General features: G+C 51.1%; 15 protein-coding genes. 5 read left to right on the top strand and 10 right to left on the bottom strand.

The genetic code is table 11. The features are described 5' to 3' along the window. Window positions 1-158: 158 nt before the first annotated feature. Window positions 159-248, bottom strand: coding sequence for a small membrane protein YldA (gene yldA / locus FU672_RS25390; protein WP_283771125.1), 90 nt, complete (start codon window positions 246-248; stop codon window positions 159-161). 137 nt (window positions 249-385) lie between these two features. Further along, window positions 386-796, bottom strand: a complete 411-nt coding sequence (rnk, locus tag FU672_RS08330; protein ID WP_023334880.1) for a nucleoside diphosphate kinase regulator — start codon at window positions 794-796, stop codon at window positions 386-388. 244 nt (window positions 797-1,040) lie between these two features. Here rnk and FU672_RS08325 point away from each other — a divergent pair, with 244 nt between their 5' ends. Next, window positions 1,041-1,658, top strand: a complete 618-nt coding sequence (locus FU672_RS08325) for a flavin reductase family protein (RefSeq protein WP_023310735.1) — start codon at window positions 1,041-1,043, stop codon at window positions 1,656-1,658. On the opposite strand, the gene rna is transcribed toward FU672_RS08325, so the two are convergent. Both rna and dcuC read right to left on the bottom strand, forming a co-directional pair. Beyond that, on the bottom strand, window positions 1,652-2,425 hold the full coding sequence (rna, locus tag FU672_RS08320) for a ribonuclease I (RefSeq protein ID WP_410053326.1): 774 nt from the start codon (window positions 2,423-2,425) through the stop codon (window positions 1,652-1,654). The genes FU672_RS08325 and rna overlap by 7 nt on opposite strands. A gap of 130 nt (window positions 2,426-2,555) precedes the next feature. After that, window positions 2,556-3,923, bottom strand: a complete 1,368-nt coding sequence (gene dcuC / locus FU672_RS08315) for an anaerobic C4-dicarboxylate transporter DcuC (protein ID WP_148242863.1) — start codon at window positions 3,921-3,923, stop codon at window positions 2,556-2,558. Window positions 3,924-4,316: 393 nt separating this feature from the next. Between dcuC and pagP the strand changes: the two genes are divergently transcribed. Together pagP and cspE are read left to right on the top strand one after the other, a co-directional pair. Continuing rightward, window positions 4,317-4,934, top strand: coding sequence for a lipid IV(A) palmitoyltransferase PagP (gene pagP / locus FU672_RS08310; protein WP_080298633.1), 618 nt, complete (start codon window positions 4,317-4,319; stop codon window positions 4,932-4,934). Between the two features lie 190 nt (window positions 4,935-5,124). Beyond that, a complete protein-coding gene (cspE, locus tag FU672_RS08305; RefSeq protein WP_002439184.1) occupies window positions 5,125-5,334 on the top strand; it encodes a transcription antiterminator/RNA stability regulator CspE in 210 nt (69 codons plus the stop codon). A 219-nt stretch (window positions 5,335-5,553) separates the two neighbouring features. Here cspE and crcB read toward each other — a convergent pair whose 3' ends face one another. Beyond that, window positions 5,554-5,937: a fluoride efflux transporter CrcB gene (gene crcB / locus FU672_RS08300; RefSeq protein ID WP_148242862.1), complete on the bottom strand. Its 384-nt coding sequence runs from the start codon at window positions 5,935-5,937 to the stop codon at window positions 5,554-5,556. 67 nt (window positions 5,938-6,004) lie between these two features. Between crcB and FU672_RS08295 the strand changes: the two genes are divergently transcribed. After that, window positions 6,005-6,793 carry a deaminated glutathione amidase gene (locus FU672_RS08295; protein WP_148242861.1) on the top strand — a complete coding sequence of 263 codons (789 nt, stop codon included), beginning with the start codon at window positions 6,005-6,007 and terminating at the stop codon, window positions 6,791-6,793. A gap of 125 nt (window positions 6,794-6,918) precedes the next feature. After that, window positions 6,919-7,122 carry a twin-arginine translocase subunit TatE gene (gene tatE, locus FU672_RS08290; RefSeq protein ID WP_023310742.1) on the top strand — a complete coding sequence of 68 codons (204 nt, stop codon included), beginning with the start codon at window positions 6,919-6,921 and terminating at the stop codon, window positions 7,120-7,122. Window positions 7,123-7,203: 81 nt separating this feature from the next. On the opposite strand, the gene lipA is transcribed toward tatE, so the two are convergent. From lipA to dacA, 5 genes are all read right to left on the bottom strand, one after another. Next, the gene (gene lipA / locus FU672_RS08285) at window positions 7,204-8,169 is read right to left on the bottom strand and encodes a lipoyl synthase (RefSeq protein ID WP_013097595.1); all 966 of its coding nucleotides are present in this window, start codon (window positions 8,167-8,169) and stop codon (window positions 7,204-7,206) included. Between the two features lie 207 nt (window positions 8,170-8,376). After that, the gene (locus tag FU672_RS08280; RefSeq protein ID WP_148242860.1) at window positions 8,377-9,330 is read right to left on the bottom strand and encodes a YbeF family transcriptional regulator; all 954 of its coding nucleotides are present in this window, start codon (window positions 9,328-9,330) and stop codon (window positions 8,377-8,379) included. A gap of 291 nt (window positions 9,331-9,621) precedes the next feature. After that, complete coding sequence (gene lipB, locus FU672_RS08275; RefSeq protein WP_148242859.1) at window positions 9,622-10,263, bottom strand: lipoyl(octanoyl) transferase LipB; 642 nt, start codon at window positions 10,261-10,263, stop codon at window positions 9,622-9,624. 94 nt (window positions 10,264-10,357) lie between these two features. After that, window positions 10,358-10,621: a DUF493 family protein YbeD gene (ybeD, locus tag FU672_RS08270; RefSeq protein WP_006177135.1), complete on the bottom strand. Its 264-nt coding sequence runs from the start codon at window positions 10,619-10,621 to the stop codon at window positions 10,358-10,360. Between the two features lie 106 nt (window positions 10,622-10,727). Continuing rightward, the gene (gene dacA / locus FU672_RS08265) at window positions 10,728-11,939 is read right to left on the bottom strand and encodes a D-alanyl-D-alanine carboxypeptidase DacA (RefSeq protein ID WP_014069323.1); all 1,212 of its coding nucleotides are present in this window, start codon (window positions 11,937-11,939) and stop codon (window positions 10,728-10,730) included. Window positions 11,940-12,074: the final 135 nt, after the last annotated feature.

Here is a 12,074-nt window from a genome sequence, read left to right as displayed (position 1 = left end):
CTTGTTTATAAACGCTGAACTCATTCAACCACAAAATATTAATGGTTTCTGTAAGCGCCTCGTCAGTTTTCTTATGTTGCGAGGATAAATTGCCGCAGAGCAGAACGTTAAGGGTCTGGTGAATGCTTTCCCGGGTGGGGTTGCATGAGAAGTCTCGCTTACCTGTGGCGTTCGAGGTAGAGCACGGCCGTGACGATAATCGCCACAAAAATCAGAAAAATAAGTGTGATAACCAGTATCTCACTCATGACCGTCCCCGCGGCACCGAAACAGATTAAGCGTGGATTAAGGCCGCTTAGCGCGAAATAGGAAAATGGGGTGAATTTGCGGAAAGAGGATGCGGCTGCATCCTCTGTGCAACGCGGAGGCGCTTGTTCAGAAGAGGTTAACGCAGGTAATCGCCCGCGGCTTCTGGCTGGTAGAGCAACGCCAGCACTTCCAGATGGGCAGAGGCGCCGCCCGGCAATTCCCAGTGGATGGTATCGCCCGTGCGTAGCCCCAGCAGTGCGGCACCCACAGGCGCAAGAACAGAAAGCTGTGCGCTGCTGTCGGTCATCTGAGCCGGGTAAACCAGCGTGCGGGTCAGCTCTTCACCGGTGGTCAGGTTGCGGAATTTTACCTGGCTATTCATGGTGACCACGTCATGCGGCATCGACTCAGGCGTGCACATCTGTGCCCGGTCGAGCTCCTCATTCAGGGCGTCGGCCACGGGAAGTGAGGCAAACTCTGCCTTTTCCAGCAGCCTGTCGATACGTTCTGCGTCGAGCTCATTGATGATAATTGTAGGTCTGGACATTTTTACTCCATGTCGTTAATGCTGCGTGTAACGCAGAAACCGATCCAAAAGAAAACCCTCGCCGTCTGGCAGCGAGGGTTTAACTCTCCCGATGATACTGGCTGAGCGCATAAGTTTGAAGTGATGAAGGTCACATTCATGGTCCATATGAATTTTCGCTGAAATTTATTCAGTCTTCATTCCGGGCGGAATACGTTACGCTGAGATCCTGAACCAGGGCGTTGCCCACCAACGAGAGAGAACTATGTATTTCTACCAACCGTCTCAGGGTCACGGCCTGCCGCACGATCCGCTGAACGCCATTATTGGTCCACGTCCGATCGGCTGGATCTCCTCATGTGATAAGGCTGGTCAGTTGAACCTCGCACCGTATAGCTTCTTTAACTGCTTTAACTATCGTCCGCCGATCATTGGCTTTTCCAGCAACGGCTGGAAGGACAGCGTGCGTAATATTACCGAAACAAAGGAATTTGTCTGGAACCTGGCGACGCGCGATCTCGCGCAAGCGATGAACCAAACCTCTGCGATGCTTCCCCACGATCGGGATGAATTTAGCTTCGCCGGGCTAACGCCAGCGGCCAGCCAGTTGGTTAACGCGCCCCGCGTTGCAGAAAGCCCGGTGAACTTTGAGTGCCGTCTGTCGCAGTGCATTCAGCTTACCGGTGCCGACGGTACACCGGTCGATACCTGGCTGGTGTTGGGGGAGGTGGTTGGTATCCATATTGCCGAAACGCTGCTGGAAGAGGGGATATACCAGACGGCGAAAGCGCAGCCCATCCTGCGTGCGGGTGGGCCGACGGCGTACTATGGCATCAGTGACGAAAACCGTTTTGATATGGTGCGCCCGGGCGCGGATCAGTAACCGGCTTTATCAATCACGAATTGTTTTCCGCAGTTACCTGGATGTGGCTGCGGTGCAAATGACGCGGCAGAAAGCGGGTTGTTAATGGTGTCTGCCTTCAGCGAAATCTGCATCTCGGTGAGATACGCCGGATTGCCGTTGCAGGTCAGCTTGATCGCTTTGATGTTCTCCTTGCCCCAGCTTTTGGCAACGGCACTGTCAAAGTCGCTACGATTGACGGATTTCCCGTAGTTATCGGCGAGGAATTTACCGACCGCACTGTTTTTCACTTCCTGATTCATCCGCACCATCGTGCCGAAATAGGCATCCGGATCGAAACCAAAGCAGACGCCATGTTTGGCATATTCGTAACGTTCCAGGCAGGAATTACCGCCCGCGCCCGGCATTACGTCGTTGAGCTTTGCGGCAGCGGAAAGCGACAGTCCGGTTTCGGCGGCATCGCATTTGCGGCTGGCCTTCACTTCCGGCATGTTCGGAATGGGGCGTGTGGCGCAGCCAAAACGCATCCATCGACGTTCATCCACGCCGCGTGCGGCAATAGATTTCGGCAGACCAGGCCATAGCCCGTGAACGGTCAGAAAATCGGCTTTATTCTCGCGCTCTTTTTGCAGGCGACATTCGTCAGGTTCATTACGGTTGCGCTCGACCATGCTCTGGCAAAACCCGGTTTGCCAGGACAGAGCCAGCACATAGCGATCGAAATCGCCATACTGTGTTGCCTTAAGCGGTTCCGCCTGTGCGGAGAAGATACAGAGAGCAAGCGCCATTGCGCCAGACGGGATGACGATATCCTTCCTGAACATATGATTTCCTGATCGAATGAGCACGATTAATTTCTGGAAATTATTAAAGCACAAAAAGCGCCCGCAGGCGCTTTTTGGATATCCCTAATTTAGCTTAGGCCGCGCCGGGTACCAGCACTTCCGTGGCGATAATCACGATAATCAGACCAACCATAACAGGCACTGAGGTGCGTTTGACGACTTCGAATGGCGAGATTTTCGCCATCCCGGCAACGGCGACGACCACGCCCGACACCGGTGAAATGGTACGGCCCAGGTTTGACGCCTGCAGCATGGGAATGGAGAGATAGGCAGGGTTAATACCGGAAGAGTGAGCCAGTTTCGGGATCATCTCAACGAAAGCGTAGAAAGGCGCATTACCGGAACCGGTTGTCATGGCCGCCAGCATGGTGAGCACCACCAGAACCAGCATCAGGATAATACTGGCCGAGCCGAACGAGGTGGCGATAGAAATCAGGCTCTGGATAAAGCCGATCGTGCTCAGACCCTGAGCAAAAACGCCTGCTGCCACCAGCAGCATAACGACGCCAGCGAAGGCATCCGCCATACCGCGATACGCCACTTCCAGACCCGTGAACACTTTTTGCGTGTTAAAGCCACGCACAAACTCCAGCACGGCGGCCAGCAGCATACAGATGACCAGAATGGTGATGATGTGCAGCTGTGGACCCCATTTGCCGTCAAAAATCAGCACTCCGATGATTGGGGTGAACGGCAGAATGGCATAGAACGCGGGAGCGGTCGTGGTGATTTCGCTTACGTCCATCATTTCATGGCTGATGTTTTCTTTCTTATCGAGATAGCGCTGCCAGAAGAAATGCGCGATCCCCATGCCAACGATGGCAACAATCGAGATCGGTAACGTGGTTTTAAAGGCGAAGTCGATGAGTGACATCTCCGCCGCTTTTGCCGCCAGCACAACGTCGCCGGAGGTCGGGGAGAGAATAATGGCTGCCGGAGACGCGCAAATTGCCGCTGCCGCGCCACGGCTGATACCGACGTTCACCATGACCGGGAACAGCGTCGCCATCAGCAGTACGCCAAGTCCGGTAGCCGACGAAACGGCCAGTGACATCAGGCAAGCGAGGAAATAGGCGGCGACCATCAGCAGATACGGCGAGTTGATGTACTGCAGGGGTTTGGAGGCAAGCTTAACGACCATATCGTTGGCGCCGATGTGGGTCATGTAGGCCGCAAAACCACACAGCATCATGATCATCATGCCCAGATCACCGCCGCGGCTCATGAGCAATATTTTAATGTATTCAACAATATCTGTAGCGGTGTAACCGGTGCTGGTCGCGCTGGCAGGTAACACCTGGTGCCCCATTATTGCGCTGATAATCAGCAGTGTTAAACCGCCAACAAATAATACGCCCGTGGCCGAGTAGCCTTTAATGATGTAGCGTGCGACGCCGACAATGACGACGACTCCAATAAGGAGTTCGAATAGCGTAAGCATGATTTCCCCTGTATCTCAGCTGCAATGGAGCACAAAAAATCAATAAAAAAAGAAGGATGAAAATGTGCCGAAAAATTGGCCTGTTCTTGCTGATTAAAATCAATAAACAGACGACTAGAGAACAGAACAACCGTGTTTTTGCCATGGCCCATACATTTATGTCATGAGGCTCTTGACCGTCAGAAATAGCGCAACATGTCCTAATTATGATAACAAATTGTTAATATTTTGTATGGTTTTACATGTCGCTGATTAAGAAGATTAAATGGGAAAAGTCACACCCGTTGTGGGCTTACTTGAACGTATCGCCCGCTTTCTTTAAGAATATTCCCGGAAAGAGGCTGAATAATTAGGAATAACGCCGATGCCGTTAAGCCTTGATTCAACTATTTTATGGTAAACTTTGCCTCGAATACTAAGAATGGTAATTGCATTGTGATCGTACGTAATACATTTTTCTCTATTTTGTTGTTTATTTTTGGGCAGTTAACGTTTTCTTCTGTTGCGCAGGCAGAAGGTAACGCGACGGATAAAGGCTGGTTCTCAACCTTTACGGATAATGTTTCCCAGACCTGGACGGCACCTGAACATTATGATCTCTATGTTCCGGCAATAACGTGGCATGCGCGTTTTGCTTATGACAAAGAGAAAACCGATAAATACAACGAGCGTCCGTGGGGCGCGGGTTTTGGTCAGTCGCGCTGGGATGAAAAGGGAAACTGGCATGGCATCTATCTGATGGCCTTCAAAGACTCGTTTAATAAATGGGAGCCGATTGGGGGTTATGGCTGGGAGAAAACCTGGCGCCCGCTAGCGGACGAGAACTTCCACGTTGGGTTGGGCTACACCGCCGGTGTCACCGCGCGTGACAACTGGAACTACATCCCGATCCCGGTGCTGTTGCCGTTGGCCTCTATTGGCTATGGCCCTGCAACGTTCCAGATGACCTACATCCCGGGGACTTATAACAACGGAAACGTTTACTTCGCCTGGATGCGTTTTCAGTTTTAACTGACAAAACGTGACATGCTGGTGAAAAAACGCGCAGACGTTGATTCATAAGCGATAAAAATCTGTCAGTGAAAATTAACGCGACTTTAGTCACTTTTTATCAAAGATCCGCTGGACAAAAGGTCCCACAATTGATGTACTGATAACCGACACAGCATTTGTGTCGTTTTTTAATGTAAAGGTAATTTTGATGTCTAAGATTAAAGGTAACGTTAAGTGGTTTAATGAGTCCAAAGGATTCGGTTTCATTACTCCTGAAGATGGCAGCAAAGACGTGTTCGTACACTTCTCTGCAATCCAGTCTAATGGTTTCAAAACTCTGGCTGAAGGTCAGCGTGTAGAGTTCGAAATCACTAACGGTGCCAAAGGCCCTTCTGCTGCTAACGTAATCGCTCTGTAATTCAGACGCGTCAGCAAGAATTTCAAAACCCGCTCACTGAGCGGGTTTTTTTCGTTTTGAATCAGCCAAGCAGATACATTTTCAGGAAGCTGGCAACGATCAGCACGCTCAACAACACCATTCCTGCGCTCATCAGACTCTGTTTCATTCTGTCACCCTCGTTCAGTATTGCATTCAGAGTGACAGAGAAAAATTAAGCCAACATTAACGGTTCGACGGTTAATGCGCGCTTGCGGAGGAAAATAGCCAAAATGCGATCCCCGTCATCGCAAAGGAGCCGAGCATGTTAATCGCGATATTCATCAGCGCCCAGCCGATACGGCCTTCCTGAAAGAGAAATACCACTTCTGCAGAGAACGTCGAGAAGGTGGTTAACCCGCCGCAGAAACCCGTCGTAATCAGGACCTTCCACATCGGGTCGATGTGCGTCATTCGGTTAAACCAGGCCAGCCCCATGCCGATGATAAAGGCACCAATCAGGTTAGCGGCAAGCGTCCCCATGGGAATCGCCTGATGCAGTGGGTTAAACCGCATACTCAGAAACCATCGCGCAACGCTACCCGTTCCCCCACCAATAAAAACGGCTAAAAGTAGTTGTAACACGCTAAATACCTGCTATTTGATGTGTAAGAGAAGCGAGTTTAACGCCGTTTATAATGAGGGGACAAATATGTATGTTGCGGTAGGACAATTTGTGGTCACGCCTGACTGGCATGAAAATGCGCTCACGTGCGTCAACCTGATGATGCAGGCCCGGCAGAAAGGCGCGTCGCTGCTGGTTCTCCCTGAGGCGCTGTTGGCCAGGGATGATAATGATCCGGATTTATCCGTGAAGTCCGCGCAGCCGCTGGACGGCGAATTTTTACAGCAACTGCTTGCCCAGAGCGTGGGCAATACGATGACGACGATCTTAACGATCCATGTTCCCTCAACGCCGGGTAGAGCAGTCAATACGCTTGTGGCTATCCGTGGCGGAGCCATTGTCGCACGTTACGCGAAGCTTCATCTCTATGATGCGTTCAGCATTCAGGAGTCGCGTCGCGTTGACCCCGGAGACGGTATCCCACCGCTGCTGGAGATTGATGGATTTAAGATCGGGTTGATGACGTGCTATGACCTGCGTTTTCCCGAGCTGGCGCTCCATCTGGCGTTGCAGGGTGCGGACGTACTGGTACTGCCTGCTGCGTGGGTCAGAGGGTCGTTAAAAGAGCACCACTGGGCAACGCTGCTTGCGGCACGCGCGCTGGATACAACCTGCTATGTCGTTGCCGCAGGGGAATGCGGCTCGAAAAACATCGGGCAAAGCAGAGTGGTTGATCCGCTGGGGGTGACGATCGCCGCTGCTGCTGAAGCCCCGCATTTGCTGGTGGCGGAGATAAACTTAGAAAGAATTGCGCTTGCGCGTCAGCAATTACCCGTTCTTCGCAATCGTCGGTTTGCGCCACCGCAATTATTGTGATGTTTTTTTCAACAATGCTTGATTCACCTTGTTACAGATTGCTATTGTGTGCACGCGCTAAATGACCGTTAATACAATCAGGTTTTGGCGCTGAATGCAGCCTGTTTTAAGTAAAGAAGGTATCTATGGGTGAGATTAGTATTACCAAACTGCTGGTGGTTGCCGCACTGGTCGTCCTGCTGTTTGGTACCAAGAAGTTACGCACGCTGGGTGGTGACCTGGGGGCTGCCATCAAAGGCTTTAAGAAAGCGATGAACGACGATGATGCAGCGGCGAAGAAAAGCGCCGAGGATGACGTCCCGGCAGACAAGCTTTCTCACAAAGAGTGACAGCAACGCCTGAGGGCTTGCGAAAAAAAACCGGCTCATGAGGCCGGTTTTTTTGTATTACTGTAAATGAATATTACAGCATTATTTAACTTCTTCGCCTTTTGCCTGCATATCGGCATGGTATGAGGAGCGAACGAATGGGCCGCAGGCTGCGTGGGTGAAGCCCATCGCCATCGCTTCGGCTTTCATTTCATCGAACTCGTCCGGGCTCACGTAGCGCTGTACCGGCAGGTGGTGACGGCTTGGCTGCAGATACTGTCCCAGGGTCAACATGGTCACACCGTGGCGGCGAAGATCGCGCATCACCTCAATGATTTCATCATTGGTTTCACCCAGACCCACCATCAGACCAGACTTGGTCGGAATATGCGGATGTGCTTCTTTGAAACGCTCCAGCAGTTTCAGAGACCAGTTATAGTCAGCACCCGGGCGGACCTGACGGTAGAGACGCGGCACGTTCTCCAGGTTGTGGTTAAACACATCTGGCGGCGTTGCGGTCAGGATATCCAGCGCGCGGTCCATACGGCCGCGGAAGTCAGGTACCAGCGTCTCGATTTTGATGTTAGGGCTTTTCTCGCGAATGGCCGTAATACAGTCGGCGAAGTGCTGAGCACCACCGTCACGCAGATCGTCACGGTCAACGGAGGTGATAACCACATAACGCAGCGCCATGTCGGCGATGGTCTGCGCCAGTTTCTGGGGTTCGTTAGCATCAGGTGCGACTGGACGGCCATGAGCAACATCGCAGAACGGGCAGCGGCGGGTACAGATAGCACCCAGAATCATAAACGTCGCGGTACCATGATTGAAACATTCAGCAAGGTTCGGACAAGAGGCTTCTTCACACACGGAGTGAAGGCCATTCTTGCGCATCGCCGCTTTGATCCCCTGGATACGCGAAGAATCGGCCGGAAGTTTGATTTTCATCCATTCCGGTTTTCTTAACAGCGCCTCGCGCTCTGTAGCCACGTTTTTAACCGGGATAAGGGCCATTTTATCGGCATCGCGGTATTTAACACCGCGTTCCATCACAATGGGTTTACTCATAGCGTGCGTGTTCCAGTTGCGAATATCGAAGGAAAGCGTTTCAATTCAAGGGAATGTTGTATTTATCAACTATTTTTGAACGAACGACAGGCAGTATATCATTGAAACGGTCGTTAAAGCAGCCTGCCAGATCGCCAATTTGTAAAATAGTTGTTGTTTTGTGCCTTTTGCCCTGCCTGTTGCAGGGACTTGTGCTGGCTAAACCTGTCAGAAGGCCTGACGGATAATGCGGATGACGTTTTCCAGGACCGGATCGCGCAAACTCAGCTTGTTGTAATGCAGTGAAATCTCAATAGATTCCGCATTAAGCTGACTGAGCGGTATGCTTTCCAGCGGCCAGCATTTTCGGAGCAGGCTGTACAGGCGTGATGGCATAACACACAGCATGTCGCTGCTGCCGATCAGTGACGCGGTGGTGAACATATTGTAACTGCTGAAGCTGATCTGACGTTCCGGGAAAATTTCATCAATACGCTGACGAAGTGCATGGTTAGACTGCCCTTCGGTCATGAAAGACGAGTGGTCGTAATTGCGCAGGTTTTCGATGGTCAGCGGTTCGTTGAGAACCGGATGCTGCTGCCGGCAAACCAGCACCAGGTTATCTGCATAGAGCACATTTTGCCCCAGCGCTCGGGCACTGAAGCTGCCGCTTTCAATAATCAGGTCCGTCTGGAACTGGGCAAGCTGAATGTCAGGTTCATTGAGAGGCACATTGCGAAGCAGGAGCTGCGGAGCATGCTCTTTCACGGCCTGGAAGATCGCCGGCATCACCAGCACACCCACAGAAGGGGAACAGCCGATGGTGATGGTTCTTTGCTTATCATAGCTCCCGGTTAAATCCAGAGCCCCCAGAATCGACTCCAGCCCCTGGCTGATGTACTCGTGGAGATGCGTGGCGTAAGCCGTCGGCGTTACCCCCTGGCCCTTACGGATAAATAACGGGTCAGGAAATATAGCGCGTAGCTTTTGGATTGACTGGCTTATTGCTGATGGCGTGAGATTAAGAATTTTCGCAGCGTTAACGATACCCTTATGGACATATACTGCCTCAAAAATAGTCAGTAAATTGAGATCAATATTACGTAAAGTCCGAAAAATTTGCGGCTTGTCTTCGCCACCAGGTTCATTCAGTCGTTTGGCTGGTAAATTATTATACTCCACGCTTTCACTCCGTATACATTCACAATATGAATGATAGTTGAATTTATTTATTATGCTTGTAGAGATTCGTAAAGTGTTGGTTTTGTTTCACTTGTTTATCAAAAGCAAACAGTTGTGTGATAATTGCTCACGTTACTTATGCCGTGTTTGCCGTGCGTGCTGGAGGCTAAATAATATGTAGCGGTAATATTCGGGCGCTTCGAAAATATAGAATCTGTGGATTATTGTAAAGTGCCAAAGCGGTAAATAAACAGTGGCCCGTCAAATTATCGAGCCCTGTTGTACGATATATTAAGCAGGGATATATTCGTGTGGTGGATTGTTAAGTAGTGCTAACACGTTCTTCAAAAGCACGGGACGAATGTTTTCTGGCGTAGCGGTTTCTATCCACTGGCGCATTTGCGTCATTTCCATGCCAGCGTAGCCGCAGGGGTTTATGCGCTGGAAAGGCGCGAGATCCATATTAATATTCAAGGCCAGGCCATGGAATGAGCAGCCTTTACGAATACGCAACCCCAGAGAGCAGATCTTCATTTCCCCAACGTAGACGCCCGGCGCATCGGCGCGTGGATGCGCGTCAATACCATATTCCGCCAGCGTGTTGACGACAGTTTGTTCCAGCAAGGTAACCAGTTCACGCACGCCCAGCTTTCTGCGTTTCAGATTTAGCAGGACGTACATCACCTGCTGCCCGGGCCCATGATAAGTCACCTGACCGCCTCGATCGCTCTGGATAACCGGGATATCTCCCGTCATTAATAGATGTTCTGCTTTACCCGCCTGACCCTGCGTAAATACCGGCAGGTGTTCGACCAGCCAGATTTCATCTGGAGTGCTGTCATCGCGTGAATCGGTGAAATCATGCATAGCCTGGGAGACAGGCTCATAAGGTTGCAGCCCGAGGTGACGGACCAGAATTTTATCCTGATACAAAACTGCGTCTCCGAAGACGAGGGACTAAAGGTGTGGGGGAGTATATCACAGCGGGGAGAGGGGTTACCCGGCAAACCGGGTAACCGCAAAGGGACTACAGCACCATACGAACAATTTCGATATTGCCGAGCTCTTCGTACAGCGTTTCCACCTGCTCAATGTGTGTCGCAGTGATGGTAATAGAAACCGAGTGGTAGTTGCCCTTGCTGCTTGGTTTTACTGACGGAGAGTAGTCACCCGGCGCATGGCGCTGTACCACTTCAACCACCTGATCAACCAGCTCAGGTTTCGCCAGACCCATTACTTTGTAGGTAAATGAGGTAGGGAATTCAAGCAGTTCGTTAAGTTTGGTTTTCATGTCAGCTCCGGCGTAACGTCAAAAAATAATAACTCCCACGTCAGGTGGGAGTTATCAGGATACTTAGTATATGGGGATCAAAATCACACTTTCAAGTGTTCAATTTTTAACCAAACCAGTGATGGAACATCAATTTAATGTAATCAATGATTTTGCCGAAGAAATTGCCTTCAGGAATTTCTTGCAGGACAACCAGCGGACGCTGATCGATTGTTTTTCCATCCAGCTGGAAGTTGATCGTGCCCACCACCTGGTTTTTCTGCAGTGGGGCATGCAGCTCGGTGCTGTTCAGTACGTAGCTGGCTTTCAGATCCTTCATACGACCGCGCGGAATGGTCAGGTAGAGGTCTTTATCAACGCCGAGAGAAGCACGGTCGTTGTCGCCGAACCAGACGGGTTCAGACGCAAATTCTTTGCCTGCTTTCAGTGGATTCACGGTTTCGAAGAAACGGAAGCCCCAGGTCAGCAGTTTCTTGCTTTCTGTTTCACGACCTTTAAAGGTGCGGCCGCCCATCACGGCAGAGATCAGACGCATCTGACCTTCAGTGGCAGAGGCCACCAGGTTGTAGCCCGCTTTGTCTGTGTGGCCAGTTTTAATACCGTCAACGTTCAGGCTGTTATCCCACAGCAGACCGTTACGGTTGGTCTGACGAATACCGTTGAAGGTGAACTCTTTCTCTTTATAGATAGAGTATTCATTAGGTACATCGCGGATCAGCGCTTGACCAATCAGGGCCATATCACGTGCGGAGCTGTACTGACCGTCTGCGTCCAGGCCGTGTACGGTCTGGAAATGGCTGTTTTTCAGACCCAGCGCGGTAACATAGCTGTTCATCAGACCTACGAAGGCATCCTGACTACCGGCGGCGAAATCGGCCATTGCCACGCAGGCATCGTTACCCGACTGCAGGTTGATACCACGAATCAGTTGGGAAACAGGAACCTGCATGCCTGGCTTCAGGAACATCAGAGAGGAACCTTTGAAGACAGGGTTCCCGGTTGCCCACGCATCGTTACCGATGGTGACCAGATCCGATTCTTTGAATTTACCTGCCTTCATCGCCTGGCCGATAACGTAGCTGGTCATCATCTTGGTCAGGCTGGCCGGGTCACGGCGGGCATCGGCATTCTGTTCTGCCAGCACTTTGCCAGAGTTGTAATCGATCAGGATGTAGGATTCCGCGTCGATTTGCGGAACGCCAGGGATCATGGTCTTGATATTCAGGTCATCAGCGTGAGCTGCAGAGAGCGCAGCAGCGCAAAGGGCCGTGGTCAGCGCCATGCGCTGCACAAAACGAGCAGAAAAAGTGGTCTTCATGGTCAGAACTACGACATCCGTGATGGAATTAAAAAAAGTGCCTTACTATAGCAAATGCTATTCAGGCAGGCATCCGACTTTAAGCATGAGTTTGTGAATGTGTTTTACACTAACTGACAATTCGGATACCGCCGG

It is taken from the genome of Enterobacter asburiae (genome assembly GCF_008080435.1).
In the GTDB taxonomy this organism is placed as follows: Bacteria; Pseudomonadota; Gammaproteobacteria; order Enterobacterales; family Enterobacteriaceae; genus Enterobacter; species Enterobacter asburiae_C.
This window is presented reverse-complemented; position numbering and strand designations above follow the sequence as displayed.